This window comes from Neisseria sp. HMSC070F02, assembly GCF_001814225.1.
GTDB classification, from domain to species: Bacteria; Pseudomonadota; Gammaproteobacteria; order Burkholderiales; family Neisseriaceae; genus Neisseria; species Neisseria meningitidis.
Genome location: NZ_KV815355.1, coordinates 77,246 through 97,750 on the forward strand (window position 1 = coordinate 77,246; position 20,505 = coordinate 97,750).

16 protein-coding genes and 2 pseudogenes are annotated in these 20,505 nt (G+C 53.0%); 14 read left to right on the forward strand and 4 right to left on the reverse strand.

All coding sequences use genetic code 11. The features are described from left to right. Positions 1 to 69 precede the first annotated feature (69 nt). From HMPREF2959_RS01190 to HMPREF2959_RS01235, 7 genes and pseudogenes are all read left to right on the forward strand, one after another. Positions 70 to 789, forward strand: a complete 720-nt coding sequence (locus HMPREF2959_RS01190) for an SDR family oxidoreductase (protein WP_002243509.1) — start codon at positions 70 to 72, stop codon at positions 787 to 789. 164 nt (positions 790 to 953) lie between these two features. Beyond that, on the forward strand, positions 954 to 1,625 hold the full coding sequence (locus HMPREF2959_RS01195; RefSeq protein ID WP_002217215.1) for a CsgG/HfaB family protein: 672 nt from the start codon (positions 954 to 956) through the stop codon (positions 1,623 to 1,625). Positions 1,626 to 1,634: 9 nt separating this feature from the next. Further along, a complete protein-coding gene (locus HMPREF2959_RS01200; protein WP_002234874.1) occupies positions 1,635 to 2,003 on the forward strand; it encodes a DUF4810 domain-containing protein in 369 nt (122 codons plus the stop codon). Beyond that, the gene (locus tag HMPREF2959_RS01205) at positions 2,000 to 2,647 is read left to right on the forward strand and encodes a DUF799 domain-containing protein (protein ID WP_002217218.1); all 648 of its coding nucleotides are present in this window, start codon (positions 2,000 to 2,002) and stop codon (positions 2,645 to 2,647) included. Before HMPREF2959_RS01200 ends, HMPREF2959_RS01205 begins: the two co-directional genes overlap by 4 nt. Positions 2,648 to 2,935: 288 nt before the next feature. Continuing rightward, positions 2,936 to 4,607, forward strand: a pseudogene (locus HMPREF2959_RS12490) (ABC transporter ATP-binding protein/permease). Between the two features lie 104 nt (positions 4,608 to 4,711). Beyond that, positions 4,712 to 5,380, forward strand: a complete 669-nt coding sequence (gene hda / locus HMPREF2959_RS01230; RefSeq protein WP_002213636.1) for a DnaA regulatory inactivator Hda — start codon at positions 4,712 to 4,714, stop codon at positions 5,378 to 5,380. Then, positions 5,377 to 6,045 carry a histidinol-phosphatase gene (locus tag HMPREF2959_RS01235; RefSeq protein WP_002223806.1) on the forward strand — a complete coding sequence of 223 codons (669 nt, stop codon included), beginning with the start codon at positions 5,377 to 5,379 and terminating at the stop codon, positions 6,043 to 6,045. Before hda ends, HMPREF2959_RS01235 begins: the two co-directional genes overlap by 4 nt. Before the next feature lie 1,286 nt (positions 6,046 to 7,331). On the opposite strand, the gene argB is transcribed toward HMPREF2959_RS01235, so the two are convergent. Then, positions 7,332 to 8,228, reverse strand: a complete 897-nt coding sequence (argB, locus tag HMPREF2959_RS01245; protein ID WP_002234855.1) for an acetylglutamate kinase — start codon at positions 8,226 to 8,228, stop codon at positions 7,332 to 7,334. A gap of 169 nt (positions 8,229 to 8,397) precedes the next feature. On the opposite strand from argB, the gene HMPREF2959_RS01250 reads away from it, so the two are divergent. Next, a complete protein-coding gene (locus HMPREF2959_RS01250; RefSeq protein ID WP_002234854.1) occupies positions 8,398 to 9,528 on the forward strand; it encodes a M14 family metallopeptidase in 1,131 nt (376 codons plus the stop codon). Between the two features lie 70 nt (positions 9,529 to 9,598). Next, complete coding sequence (lgt, locus tag HMPREF2959_RS01255) at positions 9,599 to 10,450, forward strand: prolipoprotein diacylglyceryl transferase (protein ID WP_002225256.1); 852 nt, start codon at positions 9,599 to 9,601, stop codon at positions 10,448 to 10,450. An 82-nt stretch (positions 10,451 to 10,532) separates the two neighbouring features. Here the strand turns inward: lgt and HMPREF2959_RS01260 are convergent, their stop codons facing one another. After that, complete coding sequence (locus tag HMPREF2959_RS01260; RefSeq protein ID WP_002243507.1) at positions 10,533 to 11,195, reverse strand: YecA/YgfB family protein; 663 nt, start codon at positions 11,193 to 11,195, stop codon at positions 10,533 to 10,535. 33 nt (positions 11,196 to 11,228) lie between these two features. On the opposite strand from HMPREF2959_RS01260, the pseudogene HMPREF2959_RS12700 reads away from it, so the two are divergent. Further along, positions 11,229 to 11,336: pseudogene (locus HMPREF2959_RS12700) on the forward strand (IS5/IS1182 family transposase); the annotation flags it as partial. Between the two features lie 58 nt (positions 11,337 to 11,394). Here HMPREF2959_RS12700 and HMPREF2959_RS01265 read toward each other — a convergent pair. Continuing rightward, complete coding sequence (locus HMPREF2959_RS01265; protein WP_002239064.1) at positions 11,395 to 13,188, reverse strand: 2-isopropylmalate synthase; 1,794 nt, start codon at positions 13,186 to 13,188, stop codon at positions 11,395 to 11,397. A 244-nt stretch (positions 13,189 to 13,432) separates the two neighbouring features. Here HMPREF2959_RS01265 and proB point away from each other — a divergent pair, with 244 nt between their 5' ends. Together proB and HMPREF2959_RS01275 are read left to right on the forward strand one after the other, a co-directional pair. Beyond that, positions 13,433 to 14,542 (forward strand): glutamate 5-kinase, encoded by a 1,110-nt coding sequence (proB, locus tag HMPREF2959_RS01270; RefSeq protein ID WP_002239063.1) that lies wholly within the window; start codon positions 13,433 to 13,435, stop codon positions 14,540 to 14,542. 12 nt (positions 14,543 to 14,554) lie between these two features. Beyond that, positions 14,555 to 15,817 (forward strand): glutamate-5-semialdehyde dehydrogenase, encoded by a 1,263-nt coding sequence (locus HMPREF2959_RS01275; protein WP_002239062.1) that lies wholly within the window; start codon positions 14,555 to 14,557, stop codon positions 15,815 to 15,817. Positions 15,818 to 16,042: 225 nt separating this feature from the next. On the opposite strand, the gene HMPREF2959_RS01280 is transcribed toward HMPREF2959_RS01275, so the two are convergent. Next, positions 16,043 to 19,087: a DNA translocase FtsK gene (locus HMPREF2959_RS01280; protein ID WP_002243506.1), complete on the reverse strand. Its 3,045-nt coding sequence runs from the start codon at positions 19,085 to 19,087 to the stop codon at positions 16,043 to 16,045. Between the two features lie 164 nt (positions 19,088 to 19,251). On the opposite strand from HMPREF2959_RS01280, the gene HMPREF2959_RS01285 reads away from it, so the two are divergent. Together HMPREF2959_RS01285 and HMPREF2959_RS01290 are read left to right on the forward strand one after the other, a co-directional pair. Further along, positions 19,252 to 19,932, forward strand: a complete 681-nt coding sequence (locus tag HMPREF2959_RS01285; protein WP_002243505.1) for an energy-coupling factor ABC transporter permease — start codon at positions 19,252 to 19,254, stop codon at positions 19,930 to 19,932. A 28-nt stretch (positions 19,933 to 19,960) separates the two neighbouring features. After that, the gene (locus HMPREF2959_RS01290) at positions 19,961 to 20,320 is read left to right on the forward strand and encodes a fluoride efflux transporter CrcB (protein WP_070696255.1); all 360 of its coding nucleotides are present in this window, start codon (positions 19,961 to 19,963) and stop codon (positions 20,318 to 20,320) included. Positions 20,321 to 20,505: the final 185 nt, after the last annotated feature.

The window sequence follows — 20,505 nt, forward strand, 5'->3', positions numbered from 1 at the left end:
ATCAGGACGCTTTACAAGGTGCGGCAAAACGCTAAAATACCCCCGACCGACCACCAAAAAGGAAAAAGTATGGCGACACTGACCGACAAAACCATCTTAGTTACCGGCGCATCGCAAGGGCTGGGCGAACAGGTTGCCAAAGCCTATGCGGCAGCAGGCGCGACTGTGATTTTGGTTGCCCGTCATCAGAAAAAACTGGAAAAAGTGTATGACGCGATTGTCGAAGCCGGATACCCCGAACCATTCGCCATCTGCTTTGACCTTATTAGCGCGGAAGAAAAAGAATTCAATCAGTTCGCCGCCACCATTGCCGAAGCCACGCAAGGCAAACTGGACGGCATCGTCCACTGCGCCGGCTATTTTTACGCCCTCTCGCCGCTGGATTTCCAAACCGTCGCCGAATGGGTCAACCAATACCGCATCAACACCGTCGCACCTATGGGGCTGACCCGCGCCCTGTTCCCGCTGCTGAAGCAGTCGCCCGACGCGTCCGTCATCTTCGTCGGCGAAAGCCACGGCGAAACACCCAAAGCCTACTGGGGCGGCTTCGGCGCGTCCAAAGCCGCGTTGAACTACCTGTGCAAAGTCGCCGCCGACGAATGGGAACGCTTCGGCAACCTGCGCGCCAACGTCCTCGTCCCCGGCCCCATCAATTCCCCGCAACGCATCAAATCCCATCCGGGCGAAGCCAAAAGCGAACGCAAAAGCTACGGGGACGTGCTGCCCGCATTTGTCTGGTGGGCAAGTACCGAAAGCAAAGGGCGGAGTGGCGAAATCGTTTACCTCTAAATCCGGAAAAGGCAGGCATCCCGCCCGCGCCGCGATTCCGTTTGAAAAATATCCGTACCTTCCGCGCGCATCCGTCCCGCACAGACAAACACCTTGACTTAAATTTACATAAGGACAATAATGACAACCCGTTATTTCCTTAACTTGACCTTAGGGTAAATTTTATGAAAACCGTTTCCACCGCCGTTGTCCTTGCCGCCGCTGCCGTTTCACTGACCGGCTGTGCGACCGAATCCTCACGCAGTCTCGAGGTAGAGAAAGTCGCCTCCTACAATACGCAATATCACGGTGTTCGTACCCCGATTTCCGTCGGAACATTCGACAACCGCTCCAGCTTCCAAAAAGGCATTTTCTCCGACGGGGAAGACCGTTTGGGCAGCCAGGCAAAAACCATTCTGGTAACGCACCTGCAACAGACCAACCGCTTCAACGTACTGAACCGCACCAATTTGAACGCATTAAAACAGGAATCCGGCATTTCCGGCAAAGCGCATAACCTGAAAGGCGCAGATTATGTCGTTACCGGCGATGTAACCGAATTCGGACGCAGAGATGTCGGCGATCATCAGCTCTTCGGCATTTTGGGTCGCGGCAAATCGCAAATCGCCTATGCAAAAGTGGCTCTGAATATCGTCAACGTCAATACTTCCGAAATCGTCTATTCCGCACAGGGCGCGGGCGAATACGCACTTTCCAACCGTGAAATCATCGGTTTCGGCGGCACTTCCGGCTACGATGCGACTTTGAACGGCAAAGTTTTAGACTTGGCAATCCGCGAAGCCGTCAACAGCCTGGTTCAGGCTGTTGACAACGGCGCATGGCAACCCAACCGTTAAGGAGAAATGATGAATCCGAAAACCTTGAGCCGTTTGTCGCTGTGTGCGGCGGTCTTGGCTCTGACCGCCTGCGGCGACAACGGGCAAAAATCCCTGTATTATTACGGCGGCTATCCCGATACCGTCTATGAAGGTTTGAAAAACGACGACACTTCGTTGGGCAAGCAGACCGAAAAGATGGAAAAATACTTTGTGGAAGCCGGCAACAAAAAAATGAATGCCGCCCCGGGTGCGCACGCCCATCTGGGACTGCTGCTTTCCCGTTCGGGAGACAAAGAGGGCGCGTTCCGCCAGTTTGAAGAAGAGAAAAGGCTGTTTCCCGAATCGGGCGTATTTATGGACTTCCTGATGAAAACCGGTAAAGGAGGCAAGCGATGAAACCTTTGATTTTAGGGCTTGCCGCCGTGTTGGCGCTGTCTGCCTGCCAAGTTCAAAAAGCTCCCGATTTCGACTACACGTCATTCAAGGAAAGCAAACCGGCTTCAATTTTGGTGGTTCCGCCGCTGAACGAATCGCCCGATGTCAACGGAACATGGGGTGTACTGGCTTCGACCGCCGCGCCGCTTTCCGAAGCCGGCTATTACGTCTTCCCCGCCGCAGTCGTGGAGGAAACCTTCAAACAAAACGGCTTGACCAATGCCGCCGATATTCACGCCGTCCGGCCGGAAAAACTGCATCAGATTTTCGGCAATGATGCGGTTTTGTACATTACGGTTACCGAATACGGCACTTCATATCAAATTTTAGACAGCGTGACGACCGTATCCGCCAAAGCACGGCTGGTCGATTCCCGCAACGGAAAAGAGTTGTGGTCGGGTTCGGCCAGCATCCGCGAAGGCAGCAACAACAGCAACAGCGGCCTGTTGGGGGCTTTGGTCAGCGCAGTGGTCAATCAGATTGCCAACAGCCTGACCGACCGCGGTTATCAGGTTTCCAAAACCGCCGCATACAACCTGCTGTCGCCCTATTCTCACAACGGCATCTTGAAAGGTCCGAGATTCGTCGAAGAGCAGCCCAAATAAGCATATGCCGTCTGAACCTCTCCGAGCTTCAGACGGCATATGCGAATCTTGATACTTGCAAGCCGCACCGCCCAAAATCGGGCGGCCGGTTTCAATATCCGAACAAGGTTCGGGTTCTGTATTTTGCAGAACCCGAACCTTTTATTCAAATTTAAACTTAATTCCGGCGTGGTTGTATGGTAAATTAACACGCAATATGCCCTGACCTGCAAAACTTCCCCAAACTTCATCAAAAAATCAACTGTACCCGTCTTTTTCAGACGGCATTGATACCGTAAGAAATTTCCCATGCAGAAATGGCAAACCGAGCTTTATTCCACACCGCTTTGGCTTTGTCTGACACTGAAAAGCGCGGTCAAAGTCTTGCTGCTGATTACGGCGATGATTACGCTGGTGTTAACCGAAATGCGGCTGAATGTGTTGAGTACCTTTATGTCCAAAGGGCTTTACGACTCGATGCAGGATTTGAAATGCTTCGGCATTTTGGATGTTTGCTGCAATGAACGCGGGCGTGGTGCTGATACGGGCGTTTAACAACGTCGTCAACGACTTCCTCGATCAAGGCTTGGCGATTAAATGGTCGGAGCGGCTCAACGAAGTGCTGACAGCACGCTGGCTTGCCGACAAAAACTACTACCGCCTGCAAATGCGCCGCCACGCGCCAGACAACATCGACCAGCGTATCCAACAGGACGCGCAGGAATTTATCGCTTCGACCATCGAATTTGTGCGCGGCATGGTCAATTCGGTCGTTACTTCTCTGGAATTTGCCGTTGTTTTGCGGGGCTTGGCTGGCATCCTGACCGTGTTCGGCTTCGACATTCCGCACGGCATCGTTTGGTTTGTCTATATATTTGTGATTTTGGCGACCTTTATCGCCATGTGGATAGGCAACCCTTTGATTCGTTACAATTATGAAAACGAAAAACTCAACGGCGACTACCGTTATTCCCTCATCCGCGTGCGCGACCACGCCGAAAGCGTGGCGTTTTACAACGGCGAAAAACATGAATACGACCAGCTTTCCGACCGCTTTAAAGCCATTATCCGCAACCGTTGGCGCATTGCGCGGCAAAGCGTCTGCTTAAGCGGCTTTAACGATATGTTCACCAACGGCATCAAACTCTTCCCGATTATTTTGCAAGCTCCGCGCCTGTTTGCCGGACAAATCAAAATCGGCGACATCCAGCAAACCGTCCAAGCCTTCGCGCGACTGTAAAACGCGCTTTCTTTCTTTCGAATGTTCTACAACAAATTCACCGCCTACCGCGCCCGATTGGAGCGTCTGTACGGCTTTTTGCTGAGTACCGAAGAACAACACAGCGCGCGGCAACCCGAGATTAGCGAAGTTTCAGACGGCATTGCACTGGAAAACGTCGCTCTGTTCCGCCACAACGGCGAAGTTTTATTAGACGGTATCAATATCAACCTCAAAAGCGGTGATTCCCTGCTGATACGCGGTCCGAGCGGTTGCGGCAAAACCTCGCTGCTGCGCGTGCTGGCTGGGCTTTGGCCGTTCGGCAGCAACGGCAAAGTCAGCCGTCCGCCGCATCAAGACATCCTCTTCCTGCCGCAACGCCCGTACACGGCACAGGGCAGCCTGCGCGACGCGGTTTGTTATCCCGACATCGACAAACAGCATCCGGAGCTAATCGAAGCCATGAACACCTGCCGCTTGGGTTATCTGATTGACAAATTGGACAAAACAGACGACTGGCAGCACAAACTCTCCCTGGGCGAACTGCAACGCGTCGCCTTCGTCCGCGCCCTGCTTTCCAAGCCCAAAATCGTCCTGCTCGACGAAGCCACCGCCGCCTTGGACGAACCGGCCGAAGCCGCGCTCTACCGCGCCTTAAAGCAAAAACTGCCCGACAGCATCATCATCAGCATCGGACACCGAAGCACGCTCAACGCGTTCCACAATATGCGCCTCGATGTCGGCAACGTTGCCTGCGGTTGAACGATGCCGTCTGAAGCCGTTTTCAGACGGCATCGTTCAAATTGGAAAGGCGCGCGAAAACAACGTACAATAAACCCGTTTACCACCCCTCGGAATGCCGAACCGTGAATCAGCTTATTTTCGACTTTGCCGCACACGACTATCCGAGTTTCGACAAATTCCTCGGCACGGAAAACGCGGAACTGGTCTATGTCCTCCGACACAAACACGGACAGTTTATCTATGTCTGGGGTGAAGAAGGCGCGGGCAAAAGCCATCTTTTGCAGGCGTGGGTCGCACAGGCGCTCGAAGCCGGCAAAAACGCCGCCTATATCGATGCCGCCTCCATGCCGCTGACCGATGCCGCGTTCGAGGCGGAATACCTCGCCGTCGATCAAGTCGAAAAACTGGGCAACGAAGAACAAGCCCTGCTTTTTTCCATCTTCAACCGCTTCCGCAACAGCGGCAAAGGCTTTTTGCTGCTCGGTTCGGAATACACGCCCCAGCAGCTTGTCATCCGCGAAGATTTGCGGACGCGTATGGCGTACTGCCTCGTTTACGAAGTCAAACCCTTAACCGACCAAGAAAAAATCGACGCGCTCGCCAGTATGGCGGCGGCACGCCAAGTAACCGTCGATTCCGAAATTTTCGAATACCTGCTCAAACACTGGCGGCGCGATATGGACAGCCTGATGATGATGCTCGACACGCTGGACAACTACGCCGTCACAATGGGCAAACGCATCACCCTGCCGCTTTTGCGCCAGCTTTTGAAACAACAGGAAACCCAATGAAAAACCTCGCCATCTTCGACCTCGACAACACCCTCATCAACACCGATTCCGACCACGCCTGGCCGCAATACCTCATCAAAAAAGGCTTGGTTGACGCTGCCGAAACCGAAGCGCAAAACGAAAAATTCTACCGCGACTACCAAAACGGTTGCCTCGACATCGACGCATTCCTCAAATTCCACCTTGCCCCGCTCGCTCGTTACAGCAAAGAAGAGCTGGCAGAGTTTCACCGCGAATTTATGGCGGAATACATCATCCCCCACATCTCGCCTATGCAGCGTATGCTGGTGCAGAGCCACCAAATGGCAGGCGACGAAACCCTCGTCATCTCATCGACCAACGAGTTCATCATCACCCCCGTCTGCCGCCTTTTCGGCATTACCAACATCATCGGCACACAACTCGAATCCGGTTCCGACGGCCGCTACACCGGCAATTACATCGGCACGCCCAGCCTCAAAGAAGGTAAAATCACCCGCCTGAACCAATGGCTCGCCGAACGCGGCGAAACGCTCGAAAGCTACGGCAAAACCTATTTTTACAGCGACTCCAAAAACGACCTGCCGCTGCTGCGCCTCGTCGACGAACCCGTCGCCGTCAACCCCGATGCCGAGCTGGAAAAAGAAGCCAAAGAAAAAGGCTGGCCGGTTTTGAATTTCAAATGACGCAATGCCGTCTGAAGCCCGATTCGGCGTTCAGACGGCATTGGGGCTGAAATCCCAAAAACTCAAAGCCACAGGAATTTATCCGGAAAAACAAAAAACACAGGAATTCATCGGGAAAAACAACAATCTTTCCACCGTCATTCCCACGAAAGTGGGAATCTTGATCCGTCCGCACGGAAACTTATATTTCGTCATTTGCACCCGACATAATTCAATACTTTATTTTGCAATAAATTAACGGATGCTGACAAATTAGATTGGATTAATTACCCTATTATCCATATTGGGTTATCGGGTTGCTAATTGAGCAGAGCGTAGCAAACCATAAAGTGAGTGTTTCCACCCACTCTGCATTTATAGTGGATTAACAAAAATCAGGACAAGGCGACAAAGCCGCAGACAGTACAGATAGTACGGCAAGGCGAGGCAACGCTGTACTGGTTTAAATTTAATCCACTATACTATGAAGTGGTTATTAAATATGATAATGAGACCTATTAAATTTAGTATGGTAAATACGTTATTATTTATTGTTATATGTAGTTCATTTTTTGATCTGCTCGTTCAATTATGTACAATTTTATTTCATAGCCAAAAAATATACTTTATTACATTATTTTTATTATTTATTTTTAATTTTGTTACAAAATCTATCTATATGGCAATTATTTATCCTATTTTATATTTTTTTACGATAAAAAAATATTATCCTTACTCTAGGAAAGTGATAATTCTATTATCATTAGCATTATCTATATATTTTAGTTTTATGGACTTTTACTTTTTTTTCCATATATTCAGATAACCTTAGCTATGAAACGGAGCCTTTACATTTATACATCCCTATTATTATTAATTTTTTCTCACTTTTAGTTTCTAATTTTATTTTATCTTTTATCAACAAGTAAATGTATATACAAACTACAATCCAAAAGATCCTAAGCAAACCACCAATCCCACACCACCCTTACCGGTTCAAATCCGCACAAAAACCCACATCCCGTCATTCCCACGAAAGTGGGAATCTAGGACGTATAGTGGATTAACAAAAATCAGGACAAGGCGACCAAGCCGCAGACAGTACAAATAGTACGGAACCGATTCACTTGGTGCTTAGCACCTTTAGAGAATCGTTCTCTTCGAGCTAGGGCGAGGCAACGCCGTACTGGTTTTTGTTAATCCACTATATTTTTTCAGGAATGACGGTTTGGAAATTGCCCGAAACCCCAAAAACAGAAACCGGACAAACGGGTTTTCCGCCAAAGCCGGCATTTTCCGACTTTGCTTCAGGCATCTTCCCCACCGCCCAAAATCATCGAACCGATACCGGCATCGGTAAAGATTTCCAGCAAAAGCGCGTTGGGCACCCTGCCGTCGATGATGTGCGTGGCTTTCACGCCGTTGACGGCGGCTTCGACCGCGGAAGCGATTTTCGGCAGCATACCGCCATACAGCGTGCCGTCGGCAATCAGTTCATCAATCCGTTTCGGCGTGAGTTTGGTCAGCAGATTGCCCGTTTTGTCCATCACACCGGCGATATTCGTCATCATCAAGAGTTTTTCAGCGTTCAATTCTTCCGCCAATTTGCCTGCTACCAAATCGGCGTTGATGTTGAACGCTTCGCCTTTTTCACCTACGCCGACGGGGGCGACGACGGGAATGCAGCCGCGTTCTATCAGCCCTTTAACCAAACCGGTATCGATGCTTTCCACCGTACCGACCTGTCCGATGTCCACGCCATTCTGTTCGGGCGTATCGATCAAAAGTTTCTTCGCCTTAATGAAATGATCGTCGCGTCCGCTTACGCCGACCGCGTGCCCGCCATATGTGTTAATCATCGACACGATTTCTTTATTGACGTGCCCGCCCAACACCATTTCGACAATATCCATCGTCTCTTTGTCGGTCACGCGCATTCCTTGGACAAACTCGCCCTTTTTGCCGACTTTTTCAAGCATCGCATTGATCTGCGGCCCGCCGCCGTGAACGATAACGGGATGGATGCCGACCAGCTTCAGCAGCACGACATCGCGGGCAAACCCTTCTTTCAAGGCAGGTTCGGTCATCGCGTTGCCGCCGTACTTGATGACGGCGACCGAACCGGAAAACCGGCGGATGTAAGGCAGCGCTTCGGCAAGGATACGCGCTTTGTCGGCGGCGGAAATAATGTTTTCAGACTCCATAACGACTCCCTATTGTTGACAATTTCGGCTTATGTTAACGCCAAACGCCGTCTGAAACAATCTTCAGACGGCATCTGGCAGACCTTCGGGCAGGTTGAAGCCTTGCGATACGGGCGGTAAAATCGCGGTTTATCCGGTTCGAGAAACCGGCGACAGCAAGGACTTTCCCATGATTAAAATCAGCACCCGCTTCGATGCCGGCTCGGTCGTCGTCAAAGACCTGACCGACCCTTCCAACATCCGCCTCGCCCTGCGTCCCGACAACGCCTCCGATTTTGCACAATGGTTCTACTTCCGGCTGCAAGGCGCGGCATATCAAAACTGCATCATGCATTTTGAAAACGCGGCAGAAGCCGCCTACCCGAAAGGCTGGGAAGGCTATCAGGCGTGTGCCTCATACGACCGCCGCAACTGGTTCCGCGTACCGACTTCCTACGAAAACGGCGTACTGACCGTCAATCATACGCCGCTGTCCAACAGCGTGTATTACGCCTATTTCGAACCTTACTCCGAAGAACAGCATTTAAACCTCCTCGGCGACGCGCAAGGCAGCGGCCTGTGCCGCATCGACGACTTGGGCAGCACCGTGCAAGGCCGCGACATCAATCTGCTGACCATCGGCAATCAGGTCGAAAGCGATCTGAAAATCTGGATTACCGCCCGCCAGCATCCGGGCGAAACCATGGCGGAATGGTTTGTCGAGGGGCTGCTCGGCAGGCTGCTCGACCCTCAGGATGCAACCGCGCGCACCCTGCTCGATCGCGCCACGTTCTATATCGTCCCCAACATGAACCCCGACGGTTCGGCACTGGGCAACCTTCGTACCAACGCCGCCGGTGCGAACCTCAACCGCGAATGGGAAAATCCGACTGTGGAAAAAAGCCCGGAAGTGTTCTTCGTGCGCGAAAAAATGCTGGAAACCGGCGTGGATTTGTTCTTGGACATCCACGGCGACGAAGGGCTGCCCTTTATCTTTGTTGCAGGAACTGAAGGCGTGCCAAACTACAATCCGCGCATTTCCGCGTTGGAAACACAGTTCAAAACCGCCCTTTTGAACGCCAGCCCCGATTTCCAAGACGAATACGGTTACGAAAAAGATGCGCCCGGTCAGGCAAACATGACCTTGGCAACAAACTGGGTCGGCAACCGTTTCAACTGCCTTGCCTATACGTTGGAAATGCCGTTCAAAGACAATGCCAACCTGCCCGACGACGATTTCGGATGGAACGGTCAACGGTCGTTGCGCTTGGGCGAAGCCGCGTTGTCCGCCATCCTCAACATCATCGGCGATTTGCGCTGAAACCCTTATTGCAGAAATGCCGTCTGAAGCATCATGCCTTTCAGACGGCATTTGAAAACGAAAGCCCGTTATGATTACCCATCCCCAATTCGACCCCGTCCTTATCAGTATCGGCCCGCTTGCCGTCCGCTGGTATGCCCTAAGCTACATCCTCGGATTTATTCTTTTTACCTTTCTCGGCAGAAGGCGCATCGCGCAAGGCTTGTCCGTTTTTACCAAAGAATCGCTCGACGACTTCCTGACATGGGGCATTTTGGGCGTAATTTTGGGCGGGCGTTTGGGTTACGTCCTGTTTTACAAGTTTTCCGACTACCTCGCCCATCCGCTTGATATTTTCAAGGTATGGGAAGGCGGAATGTCGTTCCACGGCGGCTTTTTGGGTGTAGTTATTGCCATATGGTTGTTCGGCCGCAAACACGGCATCGGCTTCCTCAAACTGATGGACACGGTCGCACCGCTTGTTCCGCTGGGTCTCGCTTCAGGACGTATCGGCAACTTCATCAACGGCGAACTTTGGGGACGCGTTACCGACATCAACGCATTTTGGGCAATGGGCTTCCCGCAGGCGCGTTACGAAGATGCCGAAGCCGCCGCGCACAATCCGCTTTGGGCAGAATGGCTGCAACAATACGGTATGCTGCCGCGTCATCCCTCGCAGCTTTATCAGTTTGCACTTGAAGGCATCTGCCTGTTCGCCGTCGTTTGGCTGTTCTCTAAAAAACAGCGGCCGACCGGACAAGTCGCCTCGCTCTTCCTCGGCGGCTACGGCATATTCCGCTTCATTGCCGAATTCGCACGCCAACCCGACGACTATCTCGGGCTGCTGACCTTGGGGCTGTCGATGGGGCAATGGTTGAGCGTCCCGATGATTGTTTTGGGTATCGTCGGCTTTGTCCGGTTCGGCATGAAAAAACAGCACTGACCGCCTGTGAAAAATACCGTCTGAAACATGGAAATCCGGTTTCAGACGGTATTTTTACGTTTGGTTCATGGAAACAAACGCTTCAATTCTTACCGCAACACGCCTTGTATTTTCTGCCGCTGCCGCACGGACAGGGATCGTTCCTGCCGGTTTTTTCCCCTTCCCTGCGGACGGTTTGCGGCTTGTTGATGACCGCCTGCCAGTAGCGGTAAATGTCCGCCAGCGCGTAAGGCAACTCGGATTCCAGCTCCGCCAGCTCGCCTTCTGTGAATTGCAGCCGGATAGCGCCGTTTTCCTCTTCGTCGTAAATACCGCCCAATGCCATGATGGGATAAAACAACTCTTCAAATTCTTCATCATCGGCGGCTTCAAACCAATCGGTCGGCACAATATCCAAGCCGTAAAGATAAGCATTGCACCATGTGTAAAAATCGCTGCCGCCGTCTTCGTTTTCATACAGCCACAAATCGGGCAGTTTTTTATCCGACATCGCGGCGGTTGTTTCCATCGCCATTGCCAAAACCAGCCGTTCGATTTCGGAACGTTCGGCGGCGGTAAATTGCGATTCGTCGCCCAACACTTCGGGCAGCCAGTCGAGCGGTGTCAATTTGTCCGGCCCGCTCAACAGCGCCGTCATAAAACCTTGAACCTCGTCGCAACGCATCGTGTTGCCTTGTTCGCTTTTGGCATCCAACAATTCGCTCAACCGCCGTTTGGATGCTTCGGTAAATTTTTGGGAATCCATCATTTTCCTTTTCAAATGGGTTTTGCGCCCTATTATAGTGGATTAAATTTAAATCAGGACAAGGCGACGAAGCCGCAGACAGTACAGATAGTACGGCAAGGCGAGGCAACGCCGTACTGGTTTAAATTTAATCCACTATATCGCCGCAATGCCGTCTGAAGCCTTTTTATGCTTCAGACGGCATCGTCTGTTTTCACGCTCAAATCGTACCGCTGCCTTGCGCTTTCGGTTTGGCGGCACTAAATTCCAGTTTGCTCAAAGCGGAAAGGTAGGCTTTGGCAGTGGCAACCAAAACGTCGGTATCCGCGCCCTGACCGTTGACGACGCGGTTGCCGCGTGCCAGACGGACGCTGGTTTCGCCTTGGCTTTCCGTACCTTGCGTGACGGCGTTGACGGAATAAATCTGCAAAGTCGCGCCGCTTTGCGCCACGCTTTCAATCGCTTTGAAAATTGCATCAACCGGACCGGAACCGGTTGCGGAAGCGCGTTTTTCTTCGCCTTTGATGCTGAACACGATGTCGGCGCGCGGCTCTTCGCCGGTTTCGGTGCTGATTTTTTGGGAGATGAATTTGTAGCTCTCGGCATTCATGCTGCCCATTTCGTCGGATACCAGTGCGTGCAGGTCTTCATCGAAGATTTCGCGTTTTTTGTCGGCGAGTTCTTTGAAGCGGGCAAACGCGGCGTTCAGTGCCTCTTCGCTTTCCAACTCGATGCCCAAATCCGCCAGCTTGGTTTTGAAGGCGTTGCGGCCGGACAATTTGCCCAAGCTCAAACGGTTTGTTGCCCAGCCGACCGATTCGGCGGACATAATCTCGTAAGTTTCGCGGTGTTTCAGCACCCCATCCTGATGGATGCCCGATTCATGCGAAAAGGCATTGGCACCGACAATGGCTTTGTTGGGCTGCACGGGATAGCCCGTAATGGTGGACACCAGTTTGGACGAAGGCACGATTTGCGTGGTATCGATGCCGGTTTCCAAGCCGAACAAGTCGTGGCGCACTTTCAACGCCATCACGATTTCTTCAACCGAAGCATTGCCTGCACGTTCGCCCAAGCCGTTGACAGTACATTCCACCTGACGCGCGCCGCCTTTTAATGCGGCAAGCGAATTGGCAACCGCCAAGCCCAAATCGTTGTGGCAGTGTGCCGACCAAACGACTTTGCCGCCGTTGGGCGTTTTGGCAATCAGTTCGCGGAAAAATTCTTCGGTTTTGTACGGGATGGAATAGCCGACGGTATCGGGAATATTGATGGTGGTCGCGCCCGCTTCAATCACCGCGCCGCAGATTTCGGCAAGGAAATCGATTTCCGAACGCAACGCGTCTTCGCAGGAAAATTCCACATCGTCGGTGTATTCACGAGCGATTTTCACCGCTTTGACCGCCGCCTCAATCACCTGCTTCGGCTTCATCTTCAATTTGTACTCCATATGGATGGGGCTGGTGGCGATGAAGGTGTGGATGCGTTTTTTCGGCGCGGGCGCAACGGCCTCACCCGCCTGACGGATGTCCCGCTCGATGGCGCGGGACAATGAACAGACCGTTGATTTGGTAATGGTTTTCGCAATCGCATTGACCGCCTCGAAATCGCCCGGGCTGGCAGCGGCAAAACCCGCTTCGATGATGTCCACACCCAATTTTTCCAGCTGGCGGGCGACGCGGATTTTTTCCTCTTTGGTCATAGCGGCGCCGGGCGACTGCTCGCCGTCGCGCAGGGTGGTATCAAAAATAATTACGCGGTTGGTCTGTGTCATTTCTGTTCTCTCCAGAGATTCGTTTTTTTGTAAAAAAGCATTCAAATCCAGCGGTCTGCCTTGCGATTCGGCAAGCGCGGTCAGCTTTTGCAGTTGCGCCAGAGGCAGCGAGCCGCGCGTGCGCCATTTATAGATGGCGGCGGTCGTCGCGGCATTTTCGGGATCGTGCTGTTTCAACGCTTCGGCAAGCGCGTTCACGCCGCCGAAATAAGCAACCAAGCGGTCTATATCTAATTGCATGGTAGTCCTTGTCTAAAATAAATCAGCCTACAGCAGAAATATGGACAGGATTATACGCATTTTGGACAAAACGGCAATATAAATTTGAAAAATCTCAATAAGCCGCCATAGATTTTATTAATTTTATACATTTTGTCCATTTTATTGCAGACGCGGCGTGATTGTTGACAATTGCGTCAGAACAGGGCAAATTCGGCGGCACAAGGTGGCAACGAGACAGGACAAACCAACAAGGACGGAAACAATGAAATACAAAAGAATCGTATTTAAAGTCGGCACATCTTCGATTACCCATTCGGACGGCAGTCTCTCGCGCGGCAAAATCCAAACCATCGCCTGCCAGCTTGCCGCATTGCATCATGCGGGACACGAGCTGGTCTTGGTGTCTTCCGGCGCGGTTGCGGCAGGGTTCGGTGCGCTGGGTTTCAAAAAACGTCCGGTCAAAATCGCCGACAAACAGGCTTCCGCCGCCGTCGGGCAGGGGCTGCTGATGGAAGAATATACGGCAAACCTGTCTTCAGACGGCATCGTGTCCGCGCAAATCCTGCTCAGCCGCGCCGACTTTGCCGACAAACGCCGCTACCAAAATGCCGGCGGCGCACTTTCCGTGCTGCTGCAACGCCGCGCCGTCCCCATCATCAATGAAAACGATACGGTTTCGGTTGAGGAATTGAAAATCGGCGACAACGACACATTGAGTGCGCAAGTGGCGGCGATGATACAGGCAGACCTCTTGGTGCTGCTGACCGACATAGACGGTCTTTACACGGGCAACCCGAACAGCAATCCCGATGCCGTACGGCTGGACAAAATCGAACACATCAACCATGAAATCATCGAAATGGCGGGCGGATCGGGTTCGGCAAACGGCACGGGCGGTATGCTGACCAAAATCAAAGCGGCGACGATTGCGACCGAATCCGGCGTACCGGTGTATATCTGTTCCTCGCTCAAACCCGATGCACTTGCCGAAGCTGCCGAACATCAGGCGGACGGCTCGTTTTTCGTCCCCCGTGCCAAAGGTTTGCGGACGCAGAAGCAATGGCTGGCGTTCTATTCCGAAAGCCGGGGCAGCGTTTATGTGGACGAAGGTGCGGAACACGCTTTGTCCGAACAGGGGAAAAGCCTGCTGATGTCGGGCATTGCCGGAATCGAAGGGCATTTTTCCCGTATGGACACCGTAACCGTGTACAGCAAGGCAACCAAACAGCCCCTGGGCAAAGGGCGCGTCCTGTTCGGTTCTGCCGCCGCCGAAGACCTGCTCAAATCGCGTAAGGCGAAAGGCGTGTTCATCCATCGGGACGACTGGATTTCCATCACGCCCGAAATACGCCTGCTTCTGACCGAATTTTAGAAAAGGAAACCCATGTCAAACACACAAAAACAGCTTGCCCTTGCCAAAGCGGCAAAAAAATCCGTCAACACGGCGGATACGGAAGAAAAAAACCGCGCGCTGCTTGCTATGGCGGACAGTCTGGAAGCGGCGGCGGCAGATATTTTGGCGGCAAACCGTCAAGACTTGGAAGCCGCGGCAGGCAACATTCCCGAAAGCATGACCGACCGCCTTTTGTTGGACGAAAAACGCATTGGCGCGATGGCGGACGGCATCAGGGCGGTTGCCGCGCTGCCCGACCCCGTGGGCGAAATACTGGAAACCTCGACTTTGCCCAACGGCTTGGAAATCGTCAAAAAGCGCGTGGCGATGGGCGTTATCGGCATTATTTACGAAAGCCGCCCGAACGTTACTTCCGATGCGGCGGCTTTGGCACTGAAAAGCGGCAGCGCGGTCGTACTCCGCAGCGGCAAAGATGCATTCCAATCCGCACGCGCCATCGTTGCCGCACTCAAAGCCGGTTTGGCGCAAACCCGCATCGACCCCGACGCGCTCCAGTTGATTGAAGACACAGGGCGTGAGGGCAGTTACGAAATGATGAGGGCGAAAGATTATCTAGACCTGCTGATTCCGCGCGGCGGGGCGGGGCTGATACGGGCGGTGGTTGAAAATGCCGTCGTGCCGGTCATTGAAACGGGAACGGGCATTGTCCACATTTATATCGACAAGGACGCGGATTGGGACAAGGCGCTCCGTATCGTGTACAACGCCAAAACCAGCCGTCCGTCCGTGTGCAACTCGATGGAAGTGCTGCTGGTACATGAAGACATTGCTGCCGACTTCCTGCCCAAGCTCGAACGGCTGTTGGTTCGCGACCGCATAGAAGCCGGACTGCCGCCCGTCCGCTTCCGTTTGGATCCGCAGGCGGCGCGGCATATCGGCGGCGAAGCGGCGGGTGCAGACGATTTCGATACCGAGTTTTTAGACTACATCCTCGCTGTGAAAACCGTCGCTTCGGTCGAAGAGGCGGTCTGGCACATCGAAACCCACAGCACACACCATTCAGACGGCATCGTTACCGAAAACCGCCACGCTGCGGACTATTTCACGACTCATATCGATTCTGCCGCCGTGTATGTCAACGCGTCCACGCGCTTTACCGACGGCGGCGAATTCGGCTTGGGTTGCGAAATGGGCATCTCCACGCAAAAACTCCACGCCCGGGGCCCGATGGGTTTGAAAGAGCTGACGAGTTACAAATACATCGTACAAGGCACGGGACAGGTCAGGGAATAATCCGAATTCAAATGTCTGATATAGTGGATTAACTTTAAACCGGTACGGCGTTGCCTCGCCTTAGCTCAAAGAGAACGATTCTCTAAGGTGCTGAAGCACCAAGTGAGTCGGTTCCGTACCATCTGTACTGTCTGCGGCTTCGTCGCCTTGTCCTGATTTAAATTTAATCCACTATAATACTGCCGTCTGAAACAGTCTTCAGACGGCATTTCCATTTGCAAAAAATCAAGCATTGTCCAAGGGGACGAGAATCGTACGGTTGCCGTTGTGTTCCGGTGCGGACACAATGCCTTCCGCCTCCATCTGGTCAATCAGACGCGCGGCGCGGTTGTAGCCGATACGCAAGGCGCGCTGTACGCCCGAAATGCTGGCTTTGCGCGTTTTCAGGACAACGGATACGGCCTCGTCGTACATCGGATCGGTTTCGTCGTCGCCGCTGCGCCCGATGCCGGGCAGCTCTTCGCTGCCGCCGCCGCTCAAAATATCGTCAACATAGTCCGGTTCGCCAAACTGTTTCAAATATTCGACCACGCGGTGCACCTCTTCATCCGAGGCAAACGCGCCGTGAACGCGCTGCGGATAGGCAGTACCCGGCAGCAGGAACAGCATATCGCCCTGACCGAGCAGGTTTTCCGCGCCCATTTGGTCGAGAATCGTGCGGCTGTCGATTTTGCTGGACACTTGGAACGCGATACGCGTCGGGATGTTCGCCTTAATCAGACCCGTGATGACATCGACGCTGGGGCGTTGTGTGGCAAGAATCAAATGGATGCCTGCCGCGCGGGCTTTTTGGGCGAGGCGGGCAATCAGTTCTTCGATTTTCTTGCCTGCCGTCATCATCAGGTCGGCAAACTCATCGACCACGACCACGATAAACGGCAGTTTTTCCAAAGGTTCGGGATCGTCGGGCGTGAGGCTGAACGGATTGCCGATTTTTTCTCCCCTTGCTGCGGCTTCGGCGATTTTTTGATTGAAGCCCGCAAGATTACGCACGCCCATAAAGCTCATCAGGCGGTAGCGTTTTTCCATTTCGTTAACACACCAGTTCAGCGCGTTTGCCGCCAGCTTCATATCGGTAACGACAGGGGCGAGCAGGTGCGGGATGCCTTCGTAAATGCTCAATTCCAGCATTTTCGGATCGATCATAATCATACGCACGTCTTCCGGCGCGGCTTTGAAAAGCATAGACAGAATCATCGCGTTGACACCCACCGATTTGCCCGAACCGGTCGTGCCGGCAACCAGCAAATGCGGTGCTTTGCCCAAGTCGGTTACAACGGGCTGTCCGGTGATGTCCTGACCGAGCGCGAGCGTCAGCTTGGATTTGGATTCGGCAAACTCGGGCGAATTGAAGATTTCGCTCAGGCGTATCATTTGACGTTTCGGGTTCGGAAGTTCCAAACCCATGCAGGTTTTGCCGGGGATGGTTTCGACAACGCGGATGGAAGCCACGCCGAGCGAACGCGCCAAATCTTTTTCCAGATTCAGAACGGAATTGCCGCGCACGCCGACATCGGGTTCGATTTCATAACGCGTAATTACGGGGCCGGAATAAGAATCGACAACCTTGACCTTGACTTTGAACTCCGCCAATTTTTCTTCGATGGTGATGCTGTTTTCCAACAGTTCTTCTTCGGTTTGCGTCGCCTCGGGATTGAACAGCGGCGGCAGAAGCAGGTCGGTTGTCGGCAGGTGTTCGGATACCGCACCGGTTTCTTCAGATGGGAACGCCCCTTCATCCGCTTCCGTATCCGATACCCGGCAGGACGGGCGTTCAGACGGCACATTTTCAAACGGACAAACCGCCTGACTGTCATGCCCGAACGCTTCGGTTTCCGACAGATATTGCCCGCTTGACCGCTCTGCCGCACCTTCACTGCCGTCATCCGCAATAGCGGCGGTTTCCTCCTGCCAACCTCCATTCAAAACATCATCGGCAAGATGGTCGGTCTCGGCAATGCGGCTGCGTTGCACCTGCTCGAATCCTGACGGCGGTTCATAGGTACGGTTGTAGATTTCCGATACGGGAGGCGGCGGCTGAATATCGATTGCGGTCATGGGAACTTTCGGCACTTCGGGTGGTTCGACCACCCAAGCATCGGGCGCGGCAGGTTCTTCAATATGGATATCGGCAGTTTCATCATAAACCGGACCGCCGTATCCCACAGACGAAACGGTTTCCGTGAAAACATTTTCGGTTTCAGACGGCATTTCGACATCCCGTTTCCCGACAACCGTCTGACTTTCCGGAATCAGGCGAGAAATTCGCGCCTCCGCAGAAACCGTTGCCTTGTTCGGTTCTTTCAAATTGACGGAAACGCGGCGGCGGGCATCGCGGACGGCCGTGCCGTCTGAAACGGACTGCCCTTGGGAAACATCCGGGGATTTTGCCTCCGCCTGCCCTTTCCCCTGCCCTGCATGACGGTGGAACGGCGCATTCCGTGCATTTTCGGCTTTGACCGCAGAAAAGGCAGACGGATGCTGCTTCTCAAAATACGGTTCAAATCCGTAATCCGCAGACTCGGAAAACGCTTCTTTGTCCGCATCGAACATACGGGAATACGTGCGTTGAAGCACAGGGTCGTCCAAACCGATAATCTGCAGCCCTTCCATCGGGGTATCGGACACGCGGACTTTGGGGACCGCTGTTTCGTTTTTCTCAAATGCATCGATATAGCGTTTTTTCGTTTCCCTTAAAGCCGCGCTGTTTAAAGCACGCGTTGCTTCTTCCAAAGTGATTTCTTTAAAAACCGGACGGACGGGCGAAATTTCGCTTTCAGACGGCATCAACCCTTCAGCAATACTCCGGTCGAATGGGATGCGGCGGTTGTCGATTACGGCAGTTGCAATGTCTTCCGTATCGGCAGCCTCTTCCTCCGCAGCTTCTGCTGCTTCCGTTTCCGCTTCTTCCGTCCCGTTTCCACTGTCTGAATATCCGTCGGATGCGGTCGGAACATCCGCACGATTTGCAGAAGCAGGCGGAACGGGCCTGTCCGGTTCGGATTCGTGCGCCAGATAGTTTCGGCAGAAACGGACGACACCGACAAACAGCCAATACACTGCCGTTTTGACGGCATGGAAAAGCATCAGGGCAAGTTCGGGAAAATCGGGCATACCGTCTTTGATTTCAGGCAGCTCCGCCTGTTTTTCCCCTTTCTTTTCCTGCCACGCAGAAACCTCGCGCATCCACTCGCGTTCGGATTGTGCGCGGACAAAAAACAAGCCGGCAAGCGCAAGCAACAAAATAACGATCATAACTATCCAAAACATATGCCGTTTCCCGCAAGACAAACGATTAAACGGGTTTATTTTAACGTGTTTCCATCCCAAAAAAAACAACCGGTCGGCAATTCTGCCGAAACCGATTCGGCTTTCGGTTTGCCCCCGCCGACAGTATAATAGCCGTCCTTTCCCTTAATCTTTGCGGCATTGCCATGATTTTCCAAACAGTCTGGTTTTCAGATATGGTACTGTCGGTTTCGTGGATTGTCCTTATCCTGATACTGGCAGCTTCCGCGCCGTCCGCATTCCGCTCGCTTGCCCGCTACCGTTCCGCCCTTCCCCTGTGTACCGTAATTTTTTCCGCAGCATGGTGTCTGAACGCCTCTGCCGGCGGCGGACAGCTTGCCCAGATGAACTACCACCTGCTCGCCGTCAATCTGGTTGCACTGATGGTGGGCACTTCCGCCGCCTTTTGGCTTGCCGCGCTGCTGATGCTGCCCTACTGCCTGCTGTTTGCCGATTCTGCCGGCGCATATCCGCCGAACGCTTTGGTGCTGATTCTGCCCGCGCTGGTCGTCAACCGCCTGTCGCGTATGCTGGTCAACCGCCTGCCGCCCAATATTTTCATCTTTATTTTCGTCAACGGCTTTCTCGCTTCCGCCGCCGGCATTCTGTTGACCGGGCTGGTGCTGACCGGTATTTTGGATGCTGCAAACGCTTTTCCGTCCGAAATATTGTGGACGACCGCCCTGCCCGTCTTTATTCTGCTGGCGTGGGCGGAAGCCTTCCTCAGCGGCATTTCAACTGCCATATTTGTTGCACTGAAGCCCCATTGGATTAACACTTTCGACGACAACCGCTATCTTAAGTCCGACCGCGGCATATGGCGGTAGCCTTCAGACGGCATAGACAGGCAAAACCATGCTTTCCAACATCATCCCCCTTTCCATCGGTGCGGCACTCGGTGCAACGGCGCGTTGGCTGCTCAACCTCGCCGTTCCCGCATCAATACCTCCCGCCACAGGCAACCTGTTTGCCAACTGGACGGGCGCGCTGCTCATCGGCATCTTTGCCGAAACCGTCAACCACCCACAATGGAAGCCGCTGCTGATCACCGGTTTTCTCGGCAGCCTGACCACGCTTTCCGGATTTTCTCTGGAAACCGTAACCCTGCTCCAATTGAACCGTCCCGCTTCAGCACTTTCCAATATTTTCCTACACACGGCAGGTTCGCTGCTGCTGACTTGGCTCGGGCTGAAGATAGGGGCGGCAGTCAAATAATCGCAAAAAATTGCTTCCTTTGGTTTTGACACAAACTATACAAGTCCTAACATCTTAATCATGGCGCAGCATATAAGCGTGGATTTGCAGCCCAATCTATACTTTCTGATTCTATTCATTAAGCCATTATGCTTATTCCTCAATCACGGTTTCCACCACCGAATGAATACTTTTAGGCAATTGCA

Excerpts from the sequence above, each read along its gene's own strand:
- HMPREF2959_RS01285 (WP_002243505.1), top strand. The coding sequence starts at position 19,252 with ATGATTTTCCAAACAGTCTGGTTTTCAGATATGGTACTGTCGGTTTCG.
- HMPREF2959_RS01200 (WP_002234874.1), top strand. The coding sequence starts at position 1,635 with ATGAATCCGAAAACCTTGAGCCGTTTGTCGCTGTGTGCGGCGGTCTTG.
- HMPREF2959_RS01235 (WP_002223806.1), top strand. The coding sequence starts at position 5,377 with ATGAAAAACCTCGCCATCTTCGACCTCGACAACACCCTCATCAACACC.
- HMPREF2959_RS01290 (WP_070696255.1), top strand. The coding sequence starts at position 19,961 with ATGCTTTCCAACATCATCCCCCTTTCCATCGGTGCGGCACTCGGTGCA.
- HMPREF2959_RS01190 (WP_002243509.1), top strand. The coding sequence starts at position 70 with ATGGCGACACTGACCGACAAAACCATCTTAGTTACCGGCGCATCGCAA.
- HMPREF2959_RS01205 (WP_002217218.1), top strand. The coding sequence starts at position 2,000 with ATGAAACCTTTGATTTTAGGGCTTGCCGCCGTGTTGGCGCTGTCTGCC.
- argB (WP_002234855.1), bottom strand. The coding sequence starts at position 8,228 with ATGGAGTCTGAAAACATTATTTCCGCCGCCGACAAAGCGCGTATCCTT.
- HMPREF2959_RS01275 (WP_002239062.1), top strand. The coding sequence starts at position 14,555 with ATGTCAAACACACAAAAACAGCTTGCCCTTGCCAAAGCGGCAAAAAAA.
- lgt (WP_002225256.1), top strand. The coding sequence starts at position 9,599 with ATGATTACCCATCCCCAATTCGACCCCGTCCTTATCAGTATCGGCCCG.
- HMPREF2959_RS01250 (WP_002234854.1), top strand. The coding sequence starts at position 8,398 with ATGATTAAAATCAGCACCCGCTTCGATGCCGGCTCGGTCGTCGTCAAA.
- HMPREF2959_RS01265 (WP_002239064.1), bottom strand. The coding sequence starts at position 13,188 with ATGCAATTAGATATAGACCGCTTGGTTGCTTATTTCGGCGGCGTGAAC.
- HMPREF2959_RS01280 (WP_002243506.1), bottom strand. The coding sequence starts at position 19,087 with ATGTTTTGGATAGTTATGATCGTTATTTTGTTGCTTGCGCTTGCCGGC.
- HMPREF2959_RS01195 (WP_002217215.1), top strand. The coding sequence starts at position 954 with ATGAAAACCGTTTCCACCGCCGTTGTCCTTGCCGCCGCTGCCGTTTCA.
- proB (WP_002239063.1), top strand. The coding sequence starts at position 13,433 with ATGAAATACAAAAGAATCGTATTTAAAGTCGGCACATCTTCGATTACC.
- HMPREF2959_RS01260 (WP_002243507.1), bottom strand. The coding sequence starts at position 11,195 with ATGGATTCCCAAAAATTTACCGAAGCATCCAAACGGCGGTTGAGCGAA.